12 protein-coding genes are annotated in these 26,686 nt (G+C 62.2%); 7 read left to right on the forward strand and 5 right to left on the reverse strand.

Annotated elements, in window-relative coordinates; genetic code table 11:
- Positions 1–443: 443 nt before the first annotated feature.
- From HNQ83_RS28375 to HNQ83_RS28385, 3 genes are read right to left on the reverse strand one after another with little or no spacing between them, the layout of a single operon-like run.
- Complete coding sequence (locus HNQ83_RS28375; RefSeq protein WP_175392158.1) at positions 444–1,772, reverse strand: TolC family outer membrane protein; 1,329 nt, start codon at positions 1,770–1,772, stop codon at positions 444–446.
- 1 nt (position 1,773) lies between these two features.
- The gene (locus HNQ83_RS28380; protein ID WP_175392159.1) at positions 1,774–3,108 is read right to left on the reverse strand and encodes an HlyD family type I secretion periplasmic adaptor subunit; all 1,335 of its coding nucleotides are present in this window, start codon (positions 3,106–3,108) and stop codon (positions 1,774–1,776) included.
- A gap of 6 nt (positions 3,109–3,114) precedes the next feature.
- On the reverse strand, positions 3,115–4,851 hold the full coding sequence (locus HNQ83_RS28385; RefSeq protein WP_175392160.1) for a type I secretion system permease/ATPase: 1,737 nt from the start codon (positions 4,849–4,851) through the stop codon (positions 3,115–3,117).
- Positions 4,852–5,542: 691 nt separating this feature from the next.
- Here HNQ83_RS28385 and HNQ83_RS28390 point away from each other — a divergent pair.
- Positions 5,543–16,372 (forward strand): peroxidase family protein, encoded by a 10,830-nt coding sequence (locus HNQ83_RS28390; protein WP_175392161.1) that lies wholly within the window; start codon positions 5,543–5,545, stop codon positions 16,370–16,372.
- 68 nt (positions 16,373–16,440) lie between these two features.
- On the opposite strand, the gene HNQ83_RS28395 is transcribed toward HNQ83_RS28390, so the two are convergent.
- The gene (locus tag HNQ83_RS28395) at positions 16,441–16,863 is read right to left on the reverse strand and encodes an MAPEG family protein (protein ID WP_175392169.1); all 423 of its coding nucleotides are present in this window, start codon (positions 16,861–16,863) and stop codon (positions 16,441–16,443) included.
- Positions 16,864–16,897: 34 nt separating this feature from the next.
- Positions 16,898–17,851 carry a diiron oxygenase gene (locus tag HNQ83_RS28400; RefSeq protein ID WP_175392162.1) on the reverse strand — a complete coding sequence of 318 codons (954 nt, stop codon included), beginning with the start codon at positions 17,849–17,851 and terminating at the stop codon, positions 16,898–16,900.
- A 183-nt stretch (positions 17,852–18,034) separates the two neighbouring features.
- Between HNQ83_RS28400 and HNQ83_RS28405 the strand changes: the two genes are divergently transcribed.
- The 6 genes from HNQ83_RS28405 to HNQ83_RS28430 all read left to right on the forward strand — a co-directional run bounded on the left by HNQ83_RS28405 (position 18,035) and on the right by HNQ83_RS28430 (position 26,507).
- Positions 18,035–18,991 carry an AraC family transcriptional regulator gene (locus HNQ83_RS28405; RefSeq protein ID WP_175392163.1) on the forward strand — a complete coding sequence of 319 codons (957 nt, stop codon included), beginning with the start codon at positions 18,035–18,037 and terminating at the stop codon, positions 18,989–18,991.
- A 410-nt stretch (positions 18,992–19,401) separates the two neighbouring features.
- Positions 19,402–20,547: an acyl-CoA dehydrogenase family protein gene (locus tag HNQ83_RS28410; protein ID WP_175392164.1), complete on the forward strand. Its 1,146-nt coding sequence runs from the start codon at positions 19,402–19,404 to the stop codon at positions 20,545–20,547.
- Between the two features lie 32 nt (positions 20,548–20,579).
- A complete protein-coding gene (locus HNQ83_RS28415; RefSeq protein WP_256669295.1) occupies positions 20,580–21,719 on the forward strand; it encodes an acyl-CoA dehydrogenase family protein in 1,140 nt (379 codons plus the stop codon).
- Positions 21,720–21,741: 22 nt separating this feature from the next.
- Positions 21,742–23,559 carry an SDR family NAD(P)-dependent oxidoreductase gene (locus HNQ83_RS31810; protein ID WP_175392166.1) on the forward strand — a complete coding sequence of 606 codons (1,818 nt, stop codon included), beginning with the start codon at positions 21,742–21,744 and terminating at the stop codon, positions 23,557–23,559.
- Between the two features lie 62 nt (positions 23,560–23,621).
- Entirely contained in the window at positions 23,622–24,728 is a 1,107-nt protein-coding gene (locus HNQ83_RS28425; RefSeq protein WP_175392167.1) for a lipid-transfer protein, read from the forward strand.
- A gap of 84 nt (positions 24,729–24,812) precedes the next feature.
- Positions 24,813–26,507 (forward strand): AMP-binding protein, encoded by a 1,695-nt coding sequence (locus HNQ83_RS28430; protein WP_175392168.1) that lies wholly within the window; start codon positions 24,813–24,815, stop codon positions 26,505–26,507.
- The last annotated feature ends 179 nt before the right edge of the window (positions 26,508–26,686 follow it).

Below are 26,686 nucleotides of genomic sequence, written 5' to 3' on the forward strand. Positions count from 1 at the left end.
CATAAGCACCGTAAACGGTGTCCGGGATTACTTGACCAGTTCAGCCTGCTCGCGATGGAGGTCAACGATAATGTGCTCTGCCTGAATGATCGCGTCGTCCAGACGCTTTTCGCGAGCAGGCTCGCTCCTACAGGTTTTTCAAAGTAACCCGCAGTAAGAGCGGAACCGCCAGCAGCCATCACCGAAGAAACGGATATGTACACCGTCCCAACAGGTGTTAAGTGAACAGCATTACTTGACCTCAAAGTGCTCAATGCTGCCGGGTTGAAAGTGCAAAACACCAGCGCAGCCAAGGAGGGGAGCATTGCGTGGACGCGCCATTGCTTCGCTCGCTGGTGTTTCGCGGGAGCAGTCTAAGGCCCAGGAGGGATTTGGCAGCCAACCCGGGAAGGGGGGGCTGGCCAATCAACCATCCTTTGGCTCGACCGGCCGGCAGATGAACACTAGTTTTTGACCAGCAACTCCGGCCCCAGGTAGTCGTTGATCTGGTCGATATCATCGTCGCCCAGACTGCCCACCGATGAGGCCAGGCGCAGGCGCGACATCAAATAGCGCAGCTTGGCCTCGAACAGATCGTGGCGCGCATCGTAGAGCAGCTCTTCGGCATTGAGGACGTCCGAGTTGGTACTGGTGCCGCCTTCCTTGAAGCCCTTGCGCGTCGACGCCAGTGAGCGCTCATTGGACAAGACGGCCTTCTCCAGCGCGTGAATGCGTTTGGCGCCGCTCTGTATGCCGTGATACTCGCGGGTGGTGCCGGAGATGACTTCCTGTCGCGTGGCATCGAGTTCGTCCAGGGCCTTGTAGCTGTTGGCGGTGGCCTGGCGTGTCAACGCGCTGACGCCGCCCCCGCTGAACAATGGGACATTGACCTCCAGCCCGATGGAGCTGTAGCGGTTGCGTTGATTCAACTCGGAAATGGATTGGCTGTCGCCCGCGGTGTAACCAGCGACGAAATCCAGGGTTGGCCAGTGTCCGGCCCTGGCGCGCTTCACTTCTTCTTCGGCGAGGTCACTGCTATAGCGGCGCGCATGGATCAGCGGGCTATCGGTCTGGGCCTTGACCAGCCAGTCCTGCAGGTTGCTCGGCAGCAGCGGCGGCGTATCGAAGCCTGCATGCAAGGTGGTCAGCGATTCGGGGGTTTCGCCGATGTATTCCTCAAGCTTGCGGCGCGCATTGATCAGGTTGTCCTGCGCTTCGATCAGCTCGGCCTCGGCGAGGTCGCGGCGCGCGATCGACTCGTCGATGTCGGTGACGGTGCCGGCCCCCAGCTCCATGCGTCGTTTCGCCGAAGCGAGTTGCTCGTCGAAGGCATTCAGCTTGGCCTTGGCCAGGACGATGGTTTCGCTGGCCAGGAGCACGCCGAAATAGCTTTCGGTGAGGCGCACCGCGGCGTCCTGAGTCTTGGCATCGAACACCGCAACGCTGTAGTCGGCACGCTGTTGACCCTGGCGATACTCGGCCATCTTCTGTTTGTTGAACAGCGGCTGACGCAGGCGCACGTTGGCGCCCTTGGAGTCGTAGTCCAGGTCCCGCTCGATGCCGTTCTGGCGTTGTGTGCCATTGACCTTGTTGTCGTAGGCCGAGGCACTGACCTGCGGTAGCAGGCCGGCCTGGCCGATGGCGCGGTTTTCCCCGCCGGCCTCTTTTTCATGCACGGCGGCGCGGTAGATGGGACCCTGGTACTGCAACAGATCCCAGGCTTGCTTGAGGTCCATGGCGCTGGCCGGCAGGGACAGGCCCAGCAGGCAGAAAATCAGGCAATGACGGTCCATTTCATTGTTCCTTGAAGGCGCTGTCCACACGTTCGAGCATCGGTTTGAGCAGATAGCTCATCAGGTTGCGCTCGCCGGTCTTGATGGTGACGCTGGCGGGCATGCCGGGGCGAATGTGATTGCTGCCCAGCAGGCTCATGCCATCGGGGGTGACTTCCACCTGCGCCAGATAGAACGGTTGCTTGCTTTCCTCGTCGAGCAGGCGGTCGGCGGAAATGGTTTTCACGCGGCCGGGGATGTTCGGCGTCTGGGCGTGGTTGAAGGCGGGGAAGGCAATGTCCACGTCCAGGCCGGGGACCATTTTGTCGATGGCCTGCACGGGAATCATCGCGTCGACCTGCAGCGGTTCGTTGACCGGCACGATTTCCATGATCTTGAAGCCCGGTTGAATGATCCCGCCGACGGTGGCGATGCTCAGGGACTGGACCATGCCATCGATGGGCGATCGAATCACCGTGTGGGTCACTTCATAGTCCAGTGCGCGCAGGCGGTCGGCCAGGGTGGTGTTTTCCTTGGCGGTGTCGGTCAGTTGCGATTCGACTTCCTTCAGATAATCGTGCTGGCGCTGCAGGATGCGCAGCCTGATTTCGGTGGTCTGGCTGCGCACGCGAGCGATGTTGTTGAGGTTCTCGGCCTGGCCGGCGGAGAGGTCGGCATTGCTGCGTTCCAGCTCAAGCAGGCGGTTGCGCGGCACATAACCTTCGGCCGCCAGCACGCGGGTGCCTTGCAGTTCCTGGTTGAGGAAGCTGATCTGCGAGGCGCGGGCGCCGTAGACCTGCTGCAAGCCCTTGAGCTGCACCTGCGACGCCGCCAGGTTTTCCTGCAGGATGCTGACTTCGCCGGCGAGACCGGCGCGCCGGGTGTCCAGCAAGCGCTGTTGCAGTTCCATGGCGGCGACCATGCGCTGATCATCCCCGAAACGCTCGAGCAACTCGGGATCGAACGTCACCAGATCGCGACCGTCGCGTTCGGCTTCCAGGCGGTTTTCCACCGTTTTGCTGACGATGTACTGGGCGCTGACCGCACCCTGTTCCGCCAGGGCACGCAACGAATCGAGGCGGACCACTTCCTGGCCCTTTTTCACCACATCGCCTTCGCGAACGAGAATGGCCTCCACGGTGCCGCCGCTCAGGTGCTGCACGGCCTTGCGATTACTGGTGACCTTGACCGTGCCTGTCGCGACCACGCCGGCATCCAGCGGCGCCAGCCAGGACCACAGGAGGAAGCCGCCGAAGCCGGCGAGTACCAGCCACACGCCCCAGCGCGCAGGTTTGCCGACGTCCAGATCGATGACGCTCTTGGAGTCGGTTTGAATCATCTCGGTGCTCATGTGCATGATCGGTTACTCCCGTGCCTTGACGGAGGCCAGCGGCGTCGGTGCGCCTGCCGGCATCACAGCGGCCTTGCGCAAGGCTGCGAATACTTCATCGCGCGGTCCCAGCATCTGCACGCCGCCATCACGCAGCATCAGCACCTTGTCGACGGCGCAGAGCACATTGGGACGGTGGGAAATCAGGATGACGGTGGCGCCGCGGCCCTTGAGCTCGGCCAGTGCATCGACCAATGCCTTTTCGCCGACATCGTCCAGGTTGGCGTTCGGCTCATCGAGCACGATCAGGTTGGGTTCGCCATACAGTGCGCGGGCCAGGGCGATGCGTTGCTTCTGGCCACCGGACAGCGGGCTGCCATCGGTGCCCAGGCGGGTGTCATATCCCTGCGGGAAACGCAGGATCATTTCGTGCACACCGGTGGTTTTGGCGGCGCGGATGACCGCGTCGCTGTCCACTTCGCCAAAGCGCGCAATGTTGTCGGCGATGGTGCCCTCGAACAGCTCCACGTCCTGTGGCAGGTAGCCAAGCCAGGGGCCAAGCTCGCCCTTGTTCCAGGTGAAGATGTCCGCGCCGTCCAGGCGCACCTTGCCGGCCTGCGCCGGCCAGACGCCAACCAGCAGGCGGGCGAGGGTGGATTTGCCCGAGGCGGAGGGTCCGATGATGCCAAGGCTTTCGCCGGGGGACAGGTTGAAACTCACCCCGCGCAGGATCGTGTTGTTGGTACCGGGGGCTCCGGCAAACACATTCTCCACCGCCAGCATGCCCAGTGGCCGCTGCAGCGGCATGCTCGGCGGCCGGCGTGGAAAGTCTTGCAGCATCTCGTTGAGTCGGCCCCAGGCCGAGCGGCAGCCCAGCAGTTGCTTCCAGGACGCGATGACCTGTTCCACCGGGCCCAGTGCGCGGCCGGTGAGGATCGAGCAGGCAATCATCATCCCCGGGGTGATCTTGCCTTCGATCGCCAGCAGCGCGCCGGCGCCGAGGATCAGCGACTGCAACGTGATGCGCACGAAGCGCCCGGTGCTGCTGATGATGGCGGCGCGGTCGGAGGCCAGGGTCTGCATTTCCAGAATGCGCAAATGGCTTTGGTACCAGCGCTTGCTGATCGACGGCAGCATGCCCATGGCCTCGATGACCTCGGCATTGCGCAGGTTGTTGTTGGCGTAGAGGGACGAGGAGAGGGCGGCCTGGTTGGCTTCGGCCAGCGGCTTCTGCGTGGCTTTTTCGGTGAGCCAGGCCAGGCCCACCAGAATCAGCGAGCCGATCATCGTGACCAGCCCGAGCAGCGGGTGGATCAGGTAAGCCACCAGCAGGTAGATCGGCGTCCAGGGCGCATCGAAAAAGGCGAACAGGGCATTGCCGGTGAGGAACTGACGCACCTGCGCGAGATCTTGCAGGGCCTGGGCCGGATTACCGCCGGCGCGGTTCAGGTTGCGTTCGAAGGCGGCGGTGAAGATGCGTCGGTTGAGGTCCATGTCGAGGCAGTTGCCGACCCGGATCAGCACGCGGGTGCGGACCATTTCCAGCGTGGACATCAGCAGGAACAGCCCGATCACCAGCAAGGTCAACATCGTCAAAGTCGTGACGTTGCGGCTGACCAGGGCTCGATCATAGACCTGCAGCATGTACACGGCAGGTGTCAACATCATGACGTTGATGACGCCGCTGAACCCTGCCAGCACGTAAAAACTCCGACGCAGGCGGAAAATTGCCTCGGCCAATTCGGATCGGGTGCTCGATGGCTTGTTCATGTTTGTACTTCCCCCACCGAAAAGCCGGGTGCCCCCGCGGCACACCAGCGGTCAGTAAACGTAGCTGGCTAACAATATATGTAGGTACGCAGGGAGCTCGTCGACACAAGGGGTAGGGACCAAGCCCGAAATCTTGTGTTACGTCCCTATGCAGGAGCGTAGGTGGCGTTTGTTTCTCTAGCGATACAGTTTCAAATAACATTTCGCTCTAGCTGTGCTACGAAAATTCTATATGTCGTTAAATAACAATCAGTTACAGATACTAATGCCGGCTGTCAGGTTTTACGTCGTAATATTGACAGGCAATTGCACTGGAACTTTAGTCATGTTGTGGGGTCGCCCGCCTGAAGCCCGCCATCACTTTGGCCAATGCTCGGCACGTTGATTCCTGGAGGGACAAAAACATGTCGTCCATTGGGTTCTTTTGCAGAGTGACGGAGCTGTTCAGGAAGTTCGCGTCGACTTCCAGATTCCACGGTCCGCCAACAGTTTGGCGTCGCTCTGCCTGATCGCTCAGCGAGCCATTCATACCGCGAATTGCCGGCACGTTTCCGGGTAAGGCCCTGCCTTCCTCGCGCCTGCTCTCGCCCCAAAAAAGAAATGACACATCTGCGCTAGCCAGCACCTGACTGGGCGCGGGCGGGTTTGTTCGCCCCGCGCCTTTCTCCAGATAGATCGAGGGCAATCGAAAATGGCCAATTTCAACAAGTCGGACCTAGAGTTCATCCTCAAGCAGATCTTCATCGCTGAGGCGCATGCCGACGGCGCCAGCCTCAGTGATTTGCTACCCAACAGTCAGGTGCCATTTGGCTTGCGCACGGTCGATGGCAGTTACAACAACCTGGTTGCCGGGCAAAGCGAGTTTGGCGCCGCGGACAATTCCTTCCTGCGCCTGCTTGACCCCGCGTATCGGGCGTCCTACCAGGGCACGGGGAATGTGGTCGACGCGCAGCCACGCATCATCAGCAACCTGATCGTCGACCAGACCGAAAACAACCCGGCAGCGGTGGCGGCGAACGGCGGCGCCGACCCGGTGATCAGCCCCGGGCTGGACGGCGTGTTCGGCACGGAAGACGACAAGGAAGTGTTCTTCATCCCCAACCAGTCGCCGGACGTCGGCCTGACCGCCAGTTTCAACTCGTGGATGACCTTCTTCGGCCAGTTCTTCGACCACGGCCTGGACCTGGTCACCAAGAGCAGTAGCGACATCGTGTTCATTCCGCTGCAGCCGGACGATCCGTTGTATGTAAAGGACGGCCATACCAACTTCATGGTGCTGTCGCGTGCCGTGCGTACCGTCGGTGCGGATGGAGTAGTCGGCACGGCCGACGATGGCCAGCCCAACACCACCTCGCCGTTCGTGGACCAGAGCCAGACCTACAGCTCGCACCCGTCGCACCAGGTGTTCCTGCGTGAATACATGCTCAACGCCGCAGGCGACCCGATTGCCACGGGGCGCTTGATTACCAACCGCGATCTCGGCGCCGATGGCAAGTTCGGCACTTCCGATGATGGCAATGGCGAAAATGGCGGCATGGCGACTTGGGCTGTGGTCAAGGCCCAGGCCCGTGACATTCTCGGCATCGACCTCACCGACGCGGATGTGCACAGCGTGCCGCTGTTGGCAACCGATGCCTATGGCAACTTCATCCGCGGACCGAGCGGCATGCCGCAGGTGGTGATGCGCTTCAGTAACGGTACTGACGGCATCGCCGGCACGGCGGATGACGTCACGCAATTGGTCGAAGGCAACCGGGATGCGCCGATCAGTCTGGCCAACGCCGTGAGCACCGGTCATGCCTTCCTTGACGACATCGCCCACAATGCCGCGCCGGTCGTGGTCGGCGGGGTCCTGCAGGCGGATGGCGACACCGATGTCGGCAATGCGCAGGAGGTAGGCGCGGGCGGCAACAACCTGACGTATGACAACGAACTGCTCGATGCTCACTACATTGCCGGCGATGGCCGGGTGAACGAGAACATCGGCCTGACCACCGTGCACCACGTGTTCCACTCCGAGCACAACCGCCTCGTCCAGCAATCCAAGGACACCATTCTCGCCGCCGGCGACCTGGCCTTCCTCAATGAATGGCTGGTGGACGACGTGGCCGCGATACCGACCACCACCGCGGGCATCGCGGCGTTGGTGTGGGACGGCGAACGCCTGTTCCAGGCCGCCAAGTTCGGCACGGAGATGCAGTACCAGCACCTGGTGTTCGAGGAGTTTGCGCGCACCATTCAGCCGCAGATCGACGAATTCCTTGCCCCTAACGGTTATGACACTTCGATCAACCCGGCCATCCTCGCCGAGTTCGCCCACGTGGTGTACCGCTTCGGTCACTCGATGCTGACCGAGACCGTGGATCGTTTCGATCCCGAGTTCAATCCGATGCTCACCGACCCGGACAACCCGGACTCGCAACTCGGCCTGATCGCGGCCTTCCTCAACCCGTTGGCGTTCGCCAACAGCGGGGATACTGCGGACGAAGCGGCCGGGGCGATCATTCGCGGTGTGACCCGCCAGGTCGGCAACGAGATCGACGAGTTCGTCACCGAAGCCTTGCGCAACAACCTGCTGGGTCTGCCGCTCGATTTGCCGGCCCTTAACCTGGCGCGTGGGCGCGACACGGGCATTCCCACCTTGAATGAGGCGCGACGTGAGTTCTACGCGACGACGGGTGACAGTCAGCTCAAGCCGTACACCAGCTGGGTCGACCTGGCGAACAACCTCAAGCACCCCGAATCCCTGGTCAACTTCATCGCGGCCTTCGGCACCCACGGGGCCTTGACGGCTGCCGATGTGGATACGCTGGTCGAGATGCGTGCGGTCGCCGCGGCCCTGGTGTTTGGCGGCAGCGCGGTGATCAACGCCGGCACTGTTGATGAACGTACCTATATCGCCACTCAAGCGGATCGCCTGGACTTCCTCAACAGCTCGGGCATCTACGCCATGGTCAACGGTGTGACCACCACCGGTGTGGATGACATCGACTTCTGGGTCGGTGGCCTTGCCGAGCAGAAAATGCCATTCGGCGGGATGCTCGGCTCGACGTTCAACTTTGTGTTTGAAACCCAGCTGGAGGCGTTGCAGAACGGCGACCGCTTCTACTACCTGTCCCGTACCGCGGGCCTGAACTTCGGCACCGAGCTGGAGAACAACTCCTTTGCCAAGCTGATCATGCTCAACAGCGATGTCACCCACCTGTCGAACACCGTGTTCCTGACGCCGACGTTCACCCTCGAGGTGGATCAGACCAGACAGTTCACCGGCCTGGGGGCCAACGGCACTGCCGACCCGACGGGCGGCCTCATGATCGACGGCGTGGAAATCGTCAAGCTGGTGGTCCGCGACAACCCCGATACCCCCGGTGGAGACAGCAATTATCTGCGGTACAACGGTGAAGACCATGTGGTCCTGGGCGGCACCGCCGGCAATGACATCATCATTTCCGGTGACGGTGACGACACCCTTTACGGCGACGGCGGCAACGATATCCTCGAAGGCGGTGCCGGCAACGATGCGGTGCTGGGTGGCGCGGGCGATGACATCATTACCGACTCGTTCGGCGACAACCGTCTGGAAGGCAACGCCGGTAACGACGTGATCATCGCTGGCAGCATGCTCGCCGCCGGCAACCTGATCCTGGGCGGCGATGGCCAGGACTTCATCATCACCACCGAAGACATCAGCACCACCTTCGGCGGCCAGGGTGACGACTTCATCCTCGGTGCCAAGACCAACCTGCCACCGACCGGTAACGAAGGTGACGACTGGATCGAGAAGGGCACCCAGGACGGTGCGCCTGGTGATAACGCCGCGCCGCTGCTCAATGACGATACGATCGGCAACGACATTTTTGTCGGTGGCGGTGGCTTCGACGAAATGATCGGCGAGGGTGGCGATGACATCTTTGTCGGCAGCGATGCCCAGGACAAGATGGAAGGCATGTCCGGTTTCGACTGGGTTACCTACAAGGATGACAAGTTCGGCGTCACCGCTGATCTGACCATGGCCGCGCTCGCGCAGCCACACGGCAACGCGCCAAGCCAGAACGCCGGGGTGTTCAATCCGGTCGGCGCCTCGCCCGCTTCGATCCTTGATCGTTTCGCCGAAGTGGAAGGCTTGTCCGGTTCGAAGTTTGGCGACGTACTCAGAGGCGATAATGTCGATGCCGACACCATCCTCAACCATGGCGGTGCCACGGGCAGTGCGCTGACCAATGTGGCGTTGATCCGCGGACTGGCGCAGTTCCTGGCCGATGCCGGCCTGCCCACCACCGGCTTTGCCACGGGCAACATCATCCTCGGTGGCAATGGCAGCGACCTGATCGAGGGCCGCGGTGGCGATGACCTGATCGACGGCGACAAATGGATCAACGTCAGAATTGCGGTTTATAACCGGGGTGACGTCAACCATGAGGGGCCCGAGATTGCCAGCTTCGACAGCATGGTCGATATGATTCCCTTCATGCTCGATGGCTCCATTAATCCCGGTCAGCTCAAGGCCGTGCGGGAAATCCTGCCCGGTACTTCCACCGGCGGTGCGGCCTTCGATACCGCGATTTTCTCCGGGAATCAGATCGATTATCTGGTGACGCGCGACACCCGTGGCACGCTCGACACGGCGGACGATGTGTGGACGGTGGCGGATAGCGTAGCGGGTCGCGACGGCACCGATACCCTGCTGCATATCGAACGCCTGCAGTTCGCCGATGGACAGTTGTCGCTGGCGCCAGGCAATGCCCAACCGATTGGCAGACCGACCATCGCCGATGGCAACGGCGGCGCGATTACGGTGGGCGACATGCTGACCGTCAGCGTGGCCGGGGTGACCGATGGCGACAACGTCGGAGGCAGTCTCAATAACTCCTCGGTGTCCTACTACTGGCAATTCGAGGCGGACCCAGGCAGCGGCGTTTTCGAGGACATCATCCTCTTGCCGGCCGGCGACCTGGCGTTCCAGAGTGCCGACGGCACCTCGTTCAAGGTCTCTCCTGACCTCGCCGGGTTGTCGTTGCGGGTCAAGGCGATCTACCAGGATGGCCATGGCACGACCGAAGTGGTGTTCTCGCAACCGACGGGCGTGGTGGCTGCCGGCGCGCCGGTTGTGCCGACGACCCCTGCACCCGTGGCCGATGCCTCGGAGGGTGGCGAGGGCCTGCACATGGTCCGCTCCGACCTCAACTTCATTCTTGACCAGATCAAGATTGCCGAGGCTGACGCCGCCGGTCAGGACATTCTCTCGCTGCTTCCGAACATCCGCGCGCCATTGGGCCTGCGTTCGGTCGACGGGTCGAACAACAACCTGCTGAACCTCAACGGCAACAACCACACCGAGTATGGTGCTGCCGACAACACCTTCCCGCGGGTTTCCGATCCGGTGTTCAATCCGGCGCAAGGTGTGGGTGCCGATTTCTTCGGCCCCGGTTCGCCAGCCGTCCCGGGATCATCGTATGCACAAAACAGCGGCAATGTGTTTGACTCGCAGCCGCGCACCATCAGTAACCTGATCGTCGACCAGACCGCGAACAACCCGGCGGCCTATGCCACGGCTTACGACCCGGGCGCGAACGGTCATCTCGACTTCGGCATCGCGGGTAGCGACGATGTGCTCAAGGATGGCGTACGGATAGTCGCCAGCCCCGGCATGGACGGTCAGTTCGGTACGAACGACGACCACGATGTGTACCTGTTCGAGAACACCTCGGCGGATGCGGGATTGTCCGCGCCGTTCAACGCCTGGATGACCTTCTTCGGGCAGTTCTTCGACCATGGCCTGGACCTGGTGACCAAGGGCGGTTCGGGCACCATCTATATCCCGCTGCAAACGGACGATCCGCTGTATGTGCCGGGCGGCAACACCAACTTCATGGTGGTGACCCGCGCGACCAACCAACCAGGGGCGGATGGCCTTCTCGGCACGGCCGACGACATCCATGAGCACACCAACACCACCACGCCGTTCGTGGATCAGAACCAGACCTACAGCTCGCACCCCTCGCACCAGGTGTTCCTGCGCGGCTATGTGATGACGGCTGACGGCCCTAAAGCGACCGGCAACCTGATCACGAACCGTGACCTGGGGCTGGATGGCAAGTTCGGTACCGCAGACGACACCGAAATCGGTGGCATGGCGACCTGGAAGGTGGTCAAGGCGCAGGCACGTGATGTGCTGGGCATCAACCTCACCGACGCCGATATCGACAGCGGTCCGCTACTGGCAACGGACGCCTATGGCAACTTCATCAAGGGCGATCACGGCTTCCCGCAGGTTGTCATTCGGCTCAACAACGGGCTGGATGGCCTTGCCGGCACCGCCGACGACGTCACGACCCTTGTCGAAGGCGATCCATCCAACCCGGTAAGCCTCGCGAACGCGGTACGCACCGGCCATGCCTTCCTCAACGACATCGCCCACAACGCTGTGCCGGTGATCGCCGGCGGGGTCCTGCAGGCGGACGGTGACGACGAAGTCGGCAATTTGCAGGAGGTTGGCCCACGCGGCAACAACCTGACCTACGACAACGAACTGCTCGACGCTCATTACATCGCCGGCGACGGCCGGGTCAACGAGAACATTGGCCTGACCGCGGTGCATGCGATCTTCCACGCCGAGCACAACCGGCTGGTCGAGCAAACCAAGGACACCGTGCTCGATTCCCACGACGTGGCCTTCCTCAACGAGTGGCTGCTCACGCCCGTGACTGCCATGCCCGCCAACCAGGCCGAAATCGATGCGCTGCTGTGGAACGGCGAGCGCTTGTTCCAGGCGGCCAAGTTCGGTACCGAGATGCAGTATCAGCACCTGGTGTTCGAGGAATTTGCGCGGACTATCCAGCCTCGCGTTGACTTGTTCTTCGCACCGACCCAAGTCTATGACGTCGACCTCGATGCCTCGATCGTCGCCGAGTTTGCCCACACCGTGTACCGGTTCGGCCACTCGATGCTGACCGAGACCGTCGATCGCTACGACGTCAATTTTGACGTGATTGGCGATCCGAACAGCGCTGATCCCGATCAGCAACTGGGCCTGATCGCGGCGTTCCTCAACCCGTTGGCGTACGCCGCCAGTGGCTTGACACCAGAGGATGCAACCAGTGCGATCGTGCGTGGGGTGACCCGGCAAGCCGGTAACGAAATCGACGAGTTCGTCACCGAGGCGCTGCGCAACAACCTGCTGGGCCTGCCACTCGACCTGCCGGCGATCAACATCGCCCGTGGCCGCGATGTGGGGATTCCCTCGCTCAACGCGATTCGCCGCGACATCTATAGCCAGACCGGTGATACCCAGCTCAAGCCGTACACCAGTTGGGTCGACCTGCTGCAGCACCTCAAGCATCCGGAGTCGTTGATCAACTTCATCGCGGCCTACGGCACCCATGGCACGATCACGGGGGCGACCACGATGGAAGCCAAGCGCGCCGCGGCGATGTTGCTGGTCTTTGGCGATGGGGGGGTTAACGAGCCATCCGATCGCCTGGACTTCCTCAACAGCAGCGGTGACTGGGGCAACCAAACGCGCGCCGGCAAGGATGGAGTGCTGGGGACTGCCGACGATCTGAGGGGTGTGACGATCACGGGTGTCGACGCCATCGATCTGTGGATTGGCGGCCTGGCCGAAGAGAAAACGCCGTTTGGCGGCATGCTCGGCTCGACCTTCAACTTCGTGTTCGAGAACCAGATGGAGAAACTGCAGGACGGTGACCGCTTCTACTACCTGGAGCGTACCTCTGGCCTGTCGATGAATGCCGAGCTGGAAAGCAACTCGTTCGCCAAGCTGATCATGGCCAACACCTCGGCCACCCACTTGCCGGGCCTGGTGTTCTCGGATCCGGCGTTCTACCTGGAGATGGAACGCAGCAAGCAGTACAACGAAGGCCTGGGCAACGTCGATCCACTCAGCGAAAACAACCAGCAGGTGGTGTTCCGCGACAACCCGCTGACCGCAGGGCCGGATTCCAACTACATCAAGTACACCGGTGAAGAGCACATCGTGCTGGGCGGCACCAACAATGCCGACATCCTCATCGCCGGTGGCGGCGATGACACGGTCTGGGGTGACGGCGGCAACGATCGCATCGAAGGCGGCAACGGCAACGACCAACTGCGCGGTGGCGCCGGCGACGACATCATCACCGACCTGGGCGGCGACGATAACATCCAGGGCGGCGACGGCAACGACGTGCTGCACGGTGGCAACGGCGTCAACCTGATCATCGGCGGGTTCGGCAATGACTTCATCGTGACCGGTGAGGACGCGTCCGAGGCCATCGGTGGGCAGGGCAACGACTTCATCCTGGGCAGCAAGGCCAACGAACAGGACATGGGTAACGAAGGCGACGACTGGATCGAGAAGGGCACGTCTGACGGTGCACCTGGCGATAACTTCGACCCGCTGGGCAACGACCCGATCATCGGCAACGATGTGTTCATTGGCGGCAACGAGAACGACAAGTTCAACGGTGAAGGCGGCGACGACATCATGGTCGGCAGTCTCGGCTTTGGTGACCGCTATATCGGCGGCTCCGGCTATGACTGGGCGACGTTCAAGGATCTCGCCCAGGGCGTGAGCATCGATATGAGCGACCGCTTTTTCGATGTGCCGCCGGTGCCGGGTTCGGGGGCTTCGGCGCTGGTGCGTTTCGACATCATGGAAGGTCTGTCGGGTTCCAAGCATGGTGACTTCCTGCGCGGTGACAACGAAGATGCCGGATCGCTACCCGGCGCGGGTGCCACTGGCAGTGTGCTGACCAACATCGACCTGATCGACGGCCTGGCGGCTCTGTTGCCAGCCGGCGCCACGTTCTTCGACGGCGGCAACATCATCCTCGGTGGCAGCGGCAGCGACCTGATCGAAGGTCGCGGCGGTGACGACATCATCGACGGTGACAAGTGGTTGAACGTACGCATCAGCGTGCGGCAAAACCTTGATGGCACCGGTCCGGAAATCGCCTCGTTCGACAGCATGGAGCCCATGGTGCCGTTCATGATGAACGGTACCTACAACCCGGGCCAACTGGTCATCGTGCGGGAGATTCTGACCGGCAATGACAAGTACGACACCGCGCTGTTCACCGGTAATGCAGCGGATTACAGCGTCGTGGTCGACGGCAACACGGTCATTGTGACCGACTCGGTAGCGGGGCGTGACGGTGTCGATCGCCTGACAGGCATCGAGCGCCTGCAGTTCGCTGACAGTTCGCAATCCTCCGGTGTGGGCACTGCCCAAAATGCCGGGCCGGTGGGGCATCTGGCGATTCTCGATGATGCCACCGGGGTGCGTGACGATACGCCGGTTGCCGGCCAGTTGCTGCGCGTCAGCAATCTGGGTGTGCACGACGCGGACAACTCCAGTGTGGCCAATCCGACCGGCGCAGTCACCGGCGCAGTGGCTTACTACTGGCAGGTCGAAAACATCCCTGGCACGGGCATTTATGAGGACATCACCGTTGTCGAAGCCGGCGAGGCATCGCGGGCGACTGGCACCACCTACCGCGTAGCGGATGATGTGGCAGGGCTGAACATCCGGGTCCGGGCGGTGTATCAGGACGCCAAGGGCACGCTGGAGATCGTCGATTCGACGGCCAACAGCTTGCCGACCCTGGTGCCCACCGTCACGGGGCTGGCGACGCAGAACCAGGTGTTGACCGCCAATCCGGCGAGCATTGTCGACGCCGATGGCCTCAGCAATCCGCAGTTCACCTTCCAGTGGCAGGTCAACAGCCCGGCGGGCTTCGTCAACATTGCCGGCGCGACCAACAGCACGCTCGCGTTGACCCAGTCCCAGGTGGGCCAGACGGTGCGCGTGGTGGTCAGTTACGTGGATGACTTCGGTGTGCACGAAACCGTTGCATCCGACGTGCTGGGGCCGGTGGCCAACGTCAACGATGCACCGGTAGGTGTGTTGCAGATCAGCGATACGACACCGGATCAAGGCCAGGTACTGACCGCGATCACGGCCGGGATTGCCGATGCGGATGGACTGGGCACCTTCAGCTACCAATGGCAGCAAGGTGTCGGTGCTTCCTTTATCAACATCAGCGGTGCGACCGCTGCGACCTTCACCCCGGGTGCGGCGCAGGGCAACCTGCAACTGCGGGTGATCGTGCGCTACACCGATGGCTTCGGCACGCTGGAGACGTTGACCTCCGTGGCGACGGCGGCAGTCACGATACCGACCGGCGTGGTGCTGACGGGCACCGCGGCAGCGAACATCCTCACCGGCGGTGCGGGTAACGATGTGCTGATCGGCCTGGGCGGGAACGATACGCTCAGTGGACTGGCCGGTACCGACCAGTTGTTTGGCGGCGCTGGCAACGACATTCTCAGCGGCGGGGACGACAACGACGTCCTCAATGGCGAGGACGGCAACGACACGCTCAACGGTGGGCTCGGCGCGGATGCCATGAACGGTGGTCTGGGTAACGACACCTTTGTGGTTGATAACGTCGGCGACACGGTCACCGAGGCCCTCGACGGCGGTATCGATCTGGTGCAAACCAGCCTGGCGAGCTACCTGCTCGGTGCCAACGTCGATAACGTGACCTATACCGGTACCGCCAACTTCACGGGTACTGGTAATGCGCTGGCCAACACCCTCACTGGCGGGGCCGGTAACGACCTCCTCAATGGCGGTGCCGGTGCGGACCGGATGGTGGGGTTGGCCGGCGACGATACTTACATCGTCGATGCAGCCGGGGACGTGGTGGTCGAGGTGTTGGGAGGCGGTACGGATACCGTGCAAACGACGCTGTCCAGCTACACCCTGGCTGCCAACGTCGAGAACCTGACCTTCACCGGGGTCGGCAACTTCATCGGCGTCGGCAATGGGGTGAACAACATCATCACCTCCGGAGCAGGCAATGACACCCTCACGGGTGGCGGTGGCAACGACATCCTCATCGGCAACGCCGGTAACGACAGCCTCAATGGCGAAGGCGGGAACGACCAACTGTTGGGTGGTCTTGGCGCCGATAGCCTGAACGGCGGCGGGGGCGATGACACCCTCGACGGCGGCGACGGGGACGATGGAATGATCGGTGACAACGGCAACGACACGCTGCTGGGCGGGCTGGGTAATGACAGCCTGGATGGCGGTAACGGCAACGATCTGCTCCAGGGGGGCGATGGCAATGACACGCTGCTCGGTGGCATCGGCGTCGATACCCTGCTGGGCGGCATCGGCAATGACTTTATCGATGGCGGTGACGGCAACGATACGGTCACGGGCGGCGCCGGCAACGACGTGATGGTTGCCAGCAGTGGCAACGATATCTTCATGTTCGCCGCAGGCTTCGGCACCGATCAGATCCTCGGCTTCGATGCCGTCCTGTCGGGAGGCCAGGACCGGCTCGACATTTCCGGGTTGAACATCACGGCTGCCACCTTCGCCGGCAATGTCACCATCGCCGATGTCGGTGCGGATACCCTGGTCAGCATCGGAGGTGCTGATTCCATCCGCCTGGTCGGTGTGGCAGACGCCACAACCGTCACTGCCGCAGACTTCATTCTGGCCAGTTGAGGTCCTGACCCGTTCTGTCGCAGTGAGTGTGAAACGTGAAGAGGAGGGCAATGGATGCCCTCCTTTTTTTATGCGCCATAAAGGGCGGCGATCACAATGAGCGCGAGAAAACAGAGCAACTGAACGCTGAAGAAGGCAAACCGGACAGCCACGAACCCATCGGTTTGCACATGGGAGACGTGAACCAGCGACTGACACACGCGAGCGATCAGCACGAGTATGCTCAAGGCGTTCACGACGGGGCCATCGACACCCAGGGTCGAGATCACGAACACGATGGCGCCAAACACCGGCAGGTTTTCCACACAGTTGGCGTGCGCCCTCGTCCCGCGCCGATACCAGTCCTCGCCTTCGAGCCGGTCGCTTCGGAAAGAGCCAATGGGAACGTTGGAAAACAAGATGCCGACCCAGCGGTACACCCCGACGGTGGCCATCAACAGCAGCAAGGTCCAGGTCGCAAATCCGAGCAGCATCCAAAGGGGTATCGTCATGGCTGCCATCCTCCATCCATCCTGATGCGGCCGATCAAGGGTTCATGATGGGGGCCAGTGCGGTTTGAATCCTGGCCATCTGTTCGGGTGTCGTCATGTGCGTCAGCAGCCGGCCAAAATGTGGATGCTGCACACCCGAGATAATGTATTGCCAGCGGTAGGCGTCCAGCACAGAGGCCTTGATGTGTGCTGCCTCTTCGACACTGAACGACGGTGAAACCTGTCGAACAAAGTAGTCGGCATCGGCGGCCGCTTGTGCCTGCAGGATGGCGTCGACGGCGGCCACCAGCGCAATCAGATCATCCACGGCCCGGTCGCGTTCGGCGGGTGAGCATTTGGCGTGCTCGGCCTTCCACTCCAGTTCATCGAGTACGACGTGGCGGCTTTCATCCTTCCAGTGAAATTTGAAGACATCCTTGAACAGCGGGCACAACGCCTCGCCCGGGGCGATGCTCTGCGTGTAGTGCGATTGAACGAACAGCTCGATGTGGCAGGTCAGCGCCAGTACCGACCAGGTGCTGGCCGACAGTACCGCGCGCGCGACTTCGTTCGGGTCGGCCACCTGACGATACCCTGCGGGCAATTGCGCACCTATCATCGTTTCCATGCGCCGGAACAGCTCCTGGTGCTTGATCTCGTCCGTGGAAAAGCGCACCAGCGCTTCGAGTGCGAGCTGATCGTCAAAGACGTGGGCCCGGCCCTGGTCGAGCATTTTGGCGCTGATAAAGCGCTCGACCAGGCCAAAGATGTACGCATAGGTCCGGCCCTGGATCTGGCTGAGCAGACGGGCCTCGCCCACGGTGAGAAAGGTCAGGCGGTCGATCCGCGAGAGTCCGTCGGGCAGGAATTTGCGCGAGAAGTCGAACTGCCGGTCCTGTAGCAGATCGCGATCGATCTGCCATTCCGCTTTCTTCGATGATTGGACGAGTCGAGCATATCGGGCGGTGTTGGCCGAGTCCGGGCCGGGTAGGGTCGCAATGGTGTTCATGATGATCTCCTGCTTGCCGGGTTGATCTGCAAGGGGGCAATGACGGTTAACGTCGGCGCTGATGACCCTGGGTGAAGCCGTCATCGAGTCCGCGTTGGTGCTAATCTAGGCCTCGCCGTTCAGGCGAAGAATGACCCATGCGCCTGATTACCTGCTCAGGACTCCGGAAAGGAGGGCTGGCCATTGTTGGATGCGCTTTCTGATGTCTTGCGAGTTATCCGGCTGTCTGGAGGCGTCTTCCTCGAGGCGGAGTTCACTGCGCCCTGGTGCCTCAGTGGCAGAATCTCGGCGGAGGATTGCAAACCGTTCCTGGCGGCCCCTCGACATGTCATCGCCTCGCACTTTGTCGCCGAGGGGCACATGCAGTTGCGAATCGAAGAGGGTCCCCCGATCGAGGTGCGGGCCGGTGAGCTCATCCTGCTGCCGCGCAATGACGTTCATACCTTTGGCAGCGACCTGGGCATTGCGCCCATGTTTGCCCGCGACGCCATTCAGCCGCCGGAAGTCGGCGGCATTTCACGCATCAAGTACGGCGGGGGCGGCGAGGCCACGCAGTTATTGTGTGGATTCCTCGGTTCCGAAACCCCCTTCAGTCCGTTGCTGTCCTCGTTGCCCTCCCTATTGAAACTGGACGTGCGCGCGACGGCGTTGGGGGCCTGGATTGAAAGCTCATTCCGTTTCGCGGTCAGTGAAATCGCCGCGGGGCGTGTCGGCTCTGCAACGGTCATCGCCAAGCTGTCCGAATTGCTCTTCGTCGAAGCCGTCAACCAGTATGTCGCCAGCCTCCCCGCCGAGCGGCGCGGGTGGCTGGCGGGGTTGCGCGACCCGCATATCGGACGCGCACTGGCATTGCTCCATGCCCGTCCAACCGAAAGCTGGACCGCAGAGGCCCTGGCGCTGGAAGTGGGCATGTCGCGCTCGGTCTTTGCGGAGCGATTCACGGCCCTGGTCGGACAGCCACCGATGCAATACCTGACGCTCTGGCGCATGCACGTGGCGGCGCAACAGCTGCGCGAGGGCCGCGGGAATGTGGCGCAGATCGGCTATGCAGTGGGCTACGACTCCGAAGCCGCGTTCAGTCGGGCCTTCAAACGCCAGTTCGGCACATCGCCCGGCACCTGGCGCAAACAATCGGTTTGAAAAGACAGACCAAGCGCAGACCCCATGTGGGAGCGGGCTTGCTCGCGAACGCGGACTATCAGGCGACATCAACATTGACTGGAAGTCCGCCTTCGCGAGCAAGCCCGCTCCCACACCTGAGCCGGGTGCCAGACCTGATCGGTCCACCCCGATATTCCACCTGTGGCGAGGGGATTTAGCGAAACGTCGCACCGCCCCGCTGGGCCGCGAAGCGGCCCCAAAGGAGGGGCTGCTGCGCAGTCCAACGGGGATAAATCCCCTCGCCACAGTTGAATTCGCCCTTGGCTTGTTTTTTGGGCGCACGCATCCCCCCCTCCCTGAGGGGGCGGTTCTGCAAGACCTCCTCCTATGATCGATCCATAGCCCCCTTGAGAGGTGGCAGAACGATGATTTGAGGAGAGAAGCACCCCATGATTGCGCGCAGCCTGTTTGATCAAGAGCACGAGGAGTTTCGCCGCAGCGTGCGGCGCTTCCTGGCTCAGGAATGTGCTCCCTGTCTCGAACAGTGGGAAGCGGAGCATCGGGTCCCTCGGTCTATCTGGGAAAGGGCCGGCGCGCTGGGCATGCTCAATGCAACCACGCCCGAGGCTTATGGCGGACTGGGGCTGGATCGTCGGTTCTCGATGATCGCCACTGAGGAAATCTACCGTGCGGGCCAGGCGTCCGGCCTGATCGGTTTCGGCGTGCACGACATTGTCGCCGGTTACCTGGTGAATTTCGGCAATGAACAGCAAAAGCAGGCGTGGCTGCCGAAAATGGCGGCGGGCGCGGCCATTGGCGCGGTGGCGATGACCGAGCCCGATACCGGCTCGGACCTGCAAGCGGTCAAGACCCGTGCCGTGCTCGACGGTGATGAGTACGTCATCAACGGCGCCAAGACGTTCATCTCCAACGGCACCAACTGCGACATCGTGGTCGTCGTCGCCAAGACGGGTAACACGGGCAAAGGCGCCCAGGACATCTCGCTGATCCTGGTCGAAGCCGATCGCGCCGGTTTCAGCCGATCCAAGCCGTTGCGCAAGGTGGGCCTGCACGCCCAGGACACCACCATGCTGTTCTTCGAAGACGTGCGGGTGCCCAAGGAAAACCTGTTGGGTGGCGTGGCCGGGCAGGGCTTCATCCAGTTGATGAAGGAGTTGGCCTGGGAACGGCTGTCCATCGCGATCAGCAGCGTGGCGGGCGCCGAAGCAGTGCTTGAAAGCACGCTGGAATACACCAAGGGTCGCACCGTCTTCGGCAAACCGATCTTCGCCTTCCAGAACACTCGCTTCAAATTGGCCGACCTGAAGATGCAGCTGGCGGTGTCGCAGAACTACGTCGACCGCTGCATGGAACAGTGCCTGGCCCGCACCCTCAGCCCTGAAGCGGCCGCGGCCGCCAAATTGTGGTGCTCGGAGCTCTACACCAAGGTCGTGGACGAATGCGTCCAGCTGCACGGCGGCAACGGCTACATGCTCGAGTACCCGGTGGCCCGTCACTACCTCGATCACCGCGTCCTGCGTATTGCCGGCGGCGCCAACGACATCATGAAAGATCTGGTCGGGCGCACGCTCTGATCCCGGCTGCAGAGGACTACCCAATGGAATATCTGATCCCCCGTACATTGTTCAGCAGCGAGCACGACGAGTTTCGCCGCGCCTGCCGCCGTTTCATGGAACAGGAAGTCGCGCCTTTCCACGCTCAGTGGGAAAAGGACAAGTGCGTACCCCGCGAGGTGTGGCGCAAGGCTGGCGAACTCGGAATGCTGCTGCCGTCCATGCCGGAAGCGTACGGCGGCCCCGGTGCCGACCGCCTGTTCGACATGGTCTTCGCCGAGGAATTCATGCGGGTCGGCGCCTCGGGCCTGATCGGCTTTGGCGTGCATGGCCTGGTGGCGTTCTACATCCTCAATTACGGCACCGAGGCGCAGAAGCAGACCTGGTTGCCGCGAATGATCGCTGGCGAAGCCGTGGGCGCCATTGCCATGACCGAACCCAATACCGGTTCGGACCTGCAAGCCGTGCGCACCCGCGCCGTGCAGGACGGTGACGAGCTGGTGCTCAACGGTTCCAAGACGTTTATTTCCAACGGTGCGTCCTGCGATCTGGCGCTGGTGGTGTGCAAGACCGGCAACAGTGGCAGCGCCAAGGACATCTCGCTGGTCATCGTCGAGAAGGAGCGCGAGGGCTTCAGTCGCTCTCAACCACTGGAGAAGATCGGCCTGCATGCCCAGGACACCAGCATGTTGTTCTTCGACGATTGCCGCGTGCCGGCCGAGAACGTACTCGGCGGCGTGCCGGGGCAGGGCTTCTATCAGCTCATGCACGATCTGGCGTGGGAACGGATCATCGGTGCCGTCGGTTTCCAGGCCCAGGCCGAGGCGGCGCTGGATCACACCCTCGAATACACCCGTACGCGCATCGTGTTCGGCAAGCCTGTGCTCGACTTCCAGAACTCGCGTTTCACCCTGGCGCAACTCAAGGCCGAAATCCAGATCGGCCGCTCGTGGGTCGATAGCTGCATGGCCTTGCTGCTGCGCGATGAACTGACCGCCGAAGCGGCCGCGGTGGCCAAGTACTGGACCGCCGAACTCAGCAGCCGGGTAGTCGATGCCTGTCTGCAACTGCATGGCGGCAACGGCTACATGACCGAATACCCGATCGCCAGGTTGTACCTGGACACCCGTGGCAACCGTATCTGGGGCGGTACCAACGAAATCATGAAGGAAATCATCGCTCGCACGTTGTGAGCGCGATCATAGGAGAGCAAACGTGTCTCAAGAAATTCGCTTTGACGGCAAAGTAGCCATCGTCACCGGCGCCGGCAACGGCCTGGGACGCGCCCACGCCTTGTTGCTGGGTTCCCGGGGCGCCAAAGTCGTGGTCAACGACCTGGGCGTCAGCACCGAAGGCCTGGGCAGCTCAAGCTCGGCCGCCGATGCCGTGGTGGCGGAAATCCGCGCCATGGGTGGCGAGGCTGTCGCCGACTACCATTCGGTGACCGAGGGCGAGAAGATCGTCGCCACCGCGCTGGAGGTGTTCGGCACGGTCGACATCCTGATCAACAACGCAGGCGTCTTGCGCGACAGTTCGTTCCACAAGATGACCGAAGAGCAGTGGGACCTGATCCAGGACGTTCACGTCAAGGGCGCCTTCCGCCTGACCCACGCCGTGTGGCCGATCATGCGCGAAAAAGGCTATGGCCGTATCGTGATGACCGCGTCCGGCGCCGGCATCTTCGGCAACTTCGGCCAGTGCAACTATTCCACCGCCAAGTCGGGCCTGATCGGTTTCGCCAACTCGCTGGCCATCGAAGGCGCGAGCAAGAACATCCGCGTCAACACCATCGCCCCGATCGCCGCTTCGCGGATGGTGATCGCCAGCGGTATTTTCCCACAGGAACTGCACGACAAACTGAAAGTGGAAGACTGCGCGCCGCTGGTGGGTTGGCTGTGCAGCGAGGAGTGCGCGGACACGGGCGGCCTGTTCGAGGTCGGTGGCGGCTTCCATGCCAAATACCGTTGGGAACGCTCCCAGGGTCGCTTCCTGCACACCAACACCCTGAGCCCGGAACTGGTTCGCGACAACTGGGCGCGCATCACTGAGTTCGACGAGCACAGCGTCCACCACGCCGACGGTGGCGAAGGCTTCAAGGAGCTGTTTGCCCGCATGGACTCGCCGGCCAAGGGCGGCAATGCGTTCATTGATATGGAAGTGGCCGCCAACGCCGTCTCTCATCTGGAAACCGAATACGACCAGAACGACGCCGCGCTCTATGCATTGGCCGTCGGCGCCGCCAAGGATCCGCTGGACCGCGACGAGTTGAAGTACATCAACGAGTTCCTCGGCGACGATTTCCGCGTACTGCCGACCATGGCCGTGTTGCCGGCGACTGAAGTGTTCCTGCGCGCTGCCAAGTCGGGCGAGCCACAGCTGGAAGGTCTGAACGTGCCATTCGCCAAGGGCCTGCATGGCGAACAGTACACCGTGATGTATCGCCCGTTGCCGCCCAAGGCCAAGCTCAAGCACACCATGCGCTTGAAGTCGGCCATCGACAAAGGCAAGAGCACCGTGACCATCCTGGCCATCGAGACCACCGACGAACACGGCACGCCGCTGTTCTACAACGAAGTGACGGGCTTCTATCCAGGCGTGCCGGGTGCAGGCTTGCAGCGTGTGGCCAGCGAAGAGATCAACGTCGCGCCGGACCGTCAGCCGGATGCGGTATTGGCCGACAAGACCGAAGTCAACCAGGCCCTGCTGTATCGCCTGTGCGGTGACTGGAACCCGATGCACGTCGATCCGGATTACGCCGCCAAGGCTGGCTACGAGAAACCGTTCCTGCATGGCCTGTGCACTTTCGGTTACCTCGGCCGCCACGTGATCAAGGCGTTCTGCGGCAACGACTCGCGTCTGTTCAAGAGCGTGCGCGCACGCTTCGCTTCCATCGTGATGCCGGGCGATACCCTGGAAACCCGCATGTGGCGAGAGTCCCCAACGCGCATCGTGGTCGAGATGCGTGCCGTGGAGCGGGACGTCGTCGTATTGAAAAATGGTGCGGTCGAACTGTTCGAATCCGTGCCGGCCTGACCCTTGGCCATCTGCCGCTTCCCTGAGCTGGAAGCGGCAGCCTTTTATTTCAGGAGAGCACGATGCAACGTTGCGTCAATGTGATTGGCGTAGGAATGTCGCCTTTCCGTACGACCGGGCTGGGACCCGATCCGACCGTTCTGGTCAGCGCTACGATCAGGCAGGCACTCACTGACGCCAGCGTATCCGCGAGCAACATTGCGACTGTCCATGCCGTATCGCGCATGATGGATGGCGTGACCTTGCAGCGTGCCTTGCAACGAACGGGGCTTGCGCAAACTCCGCTCTGCCACTTCCCGGAGGGAGGTGCCGACGACAGCAATCTGTTTGCGCGTGCCTGTCAGGCCATCGCCCTGGGGCAGGCCGAAAGCATTCTGGTGCTGGGGGTTCAGAGTGCGGCGGCGACGCCCGTGCCCGACCTTGTGTTCGAGCGTCTTGGCGCCACGGCGCGAGCGTACATGGCGCGCTACCGGGCCCGGCGAGAGACCTTCGCCATGATCACGGTCAAGGCCCGCCAGCATGCCGCGCTCAACCCCCTGGCCGCCTTCACCCGCGCGCTGACGCTGGAGCAGGTGCTGGACGCCGACACCATCGCCGAGCCGCTGACCCAGCCGCAATTTGCCTGGACCAGCTCGGGTGTCGCCGCAGTGTTGCTGTGTTCCAGTGAGTTTGCCCGGCGCCACTGCAGCGGCCCGGTCGTGCGCATTGCCGCCCAGGCTTGCATTTCACCCCAGCAGGTGACCGGTCCGGACCAGGGCTCGACCTTTGCTGGCGTAGACTATGACGTCAACGTGGCCGCCGCCCTTGAGTTGTACGAACAGGCGGGCAGGGGGCCGGAGGACGTTGCCGTGTGCGAACTGCACGACACCAGTACCGTCAGCGAATTGCTGCTCTACGAGGCATTGGGTTTCTGCCCTGAAGGCAGGGGTGAGAAAATGGTCGAAGATGGCGACAATACGACGGGTGGCAACCTGGTCGTCAATCCTTCCGGCGGCCTGCTTTCATTGGGCCAGGCGTCAGCGGCGAGCTCGCTGGCGCAATGCATTGAACTGGTGCACCACCTGCGCGGCAGCGCCGGCCGACGCCAGGTCGCCGATGCGCAACTGGCGCTTCAGCAGCAGGCAGGCAGCGATGGCACGGTGACAACGACTCTTTATCAGCGCGATTGACCCCGGGCGCGAATGCGTTGCCACGGGCCTGGAACAGAATTTTTTCAATGGGTGGCACACCACCCTTCAGTTGCAGGAGCAGCCATGAATAACAACAAGAATTCAACACTGTTGCATCGCTTCCTTCACTGGGAGCTCAGCACCCCTGATTCCATCTACCTGACTCAACCCTTGCCCGACGGCAGCGTTCAAGACTATAGCTGGCGTGAAGTGGGCGACCAGGCGCGCCGCATGGCCGCTCACCTGCAGTCGCTTGGCCTGCCTGCGAAATCCTCCATCGGCATTTACGGCAAGAACACGGCCCACTGGATCATCGCCGATCTCGCGATCTGGATGGCCGGACACGTCAGTGTGCCGCTGTACACCACCGCCAACAGCGACACGGTGCGTTACGTGCTGGAGCATGCCGAGATACGGTTGCTGTTCGTCGGTCGCCTGGAGGGTGACGCGGCGGGTTGGAGCGCCATTCGCGACTCGATTCCGACGGGGTTGCCCTTGATCGATCTGCCGATGTCCAGTGGCGGCCAGGGCGAGGCGTGGCAGCCGATCATCGCCCGTACCGCGCCGCTGCAAGCGGTGGTCGAACCTGAACCGGAAGAGCTTGCCACCATCATTTACACCTCGGGCAGCACCGGCGATCCCAAAGGGGTGATGCACAGTTTCGGCGCCATGTACGCCGCGCCGGCGGTGACCGGCTGCATCTATGACAACGGACAGGGCCCCTGCAACAGTGACCGCCTGCTGTCGTACTTGCCGCTTGCCCATACCGCCGAGCGGGCGGTGGTGGAGGCGGTGTCGCTTTACAGCGGCTGCCGGGTGTTCTTCAACCTCGGCCTGGAAACCTTCAGCGACGACCTGCGCCGTGCGCGCCCCACCATCTTCCTGTCCGTGCCACGGTTGTGGAGCAAGTTCTACCAGGGTATCAACGAACGGATCGACCCTGCCAAACAGGCTGCCGTCTTCGCCGATCCGGTAGAAGGCAAGCTGATGAAGGCGCAGATCCTCTCGGCGCTGGGACTGGACCAGGTGCACACCGGCCTGTCCGGTTCGGCGCCTTTGCCGGTCAAGGTGATGGATTGGTACCGCGCGCTGGGACTCGAGTTGCTGGAAGGCTACGGCATGTCGGAGAACTTCGGCACTTCGCATTTCAGCCTGCCGGGGCAAGTGCGCATCGGTTACGTGGGCGCGGCGATCCCGGGGGTCGAATGCCGTATCGGCGATGACAACGAAATCCTGGTGAAAAGCCCGGCGCAGATGCTGGGCTACTACAAGCGACCCGAGTTGACGGCCGAGAGCTACACCGCCGACGGCCTGTTCCGCACCGGTGACCGTGGCGAACTGGACGAACAAGGGCGCCTGCGTATCACCGGACGGGTCAAGGAACTGTTCAAGACCGCCAAGGGCAAGTACGTCGCGCCGGTGCCGATCGAGGCGAAGCTTGGCAATCATCCGCGTGTCGAAGCCTCCTGCGTCACGGGCGTTGGGCTGGTGCAGCCGGTGGCATTGATCAACGTATCGCCCGAGACCCGCGCCGCCCTGGCCACCGCCGATGGGCGTGACAAGGTTGCCACTGAACTTGAGGTGTTCCTGGGGGAGGTCAATGCCCAGTTCGAGTCCCATGAGCAATTGGGGTGTCTGGTGGTGGTTGCCGAGCCCTGGACCGTTGCCAATTCGTTGCTGACGCCGACCTTGAAGATTCGTCGTAATTTGATTGAAGAGCGTTATCAGGGGCAGATTGAAGGGTGGGGGGGCAGTGGGGGTAAGGTTGTTTTTGAATAGAGGTTTGTGCATATCCGTTTCTTCGGTAACGGCTGCTATTGGTTCCGCCCTTACGGCGGGTCACTTTCGAAAAGCGCGAAAGTAACCAAAGCGCTTTTGCCCCTGTCGTTCGGTGCCTCGCTGTGGCTCGGCATGCCCTCGCTCCGGTCCTGCTCCGTGGGCCCGCCGCCATCGGCCAT

The organism is Pseudomonas sp. C2B4, assembly GCF_013359695.1.
Taxonomy (GTDB): domain Bacteria; phylum Pseudomonadota; class Gammaproteobacteria; order Pseudomonadales; family Pseudomonadaceae; genus Aquipseudomonas.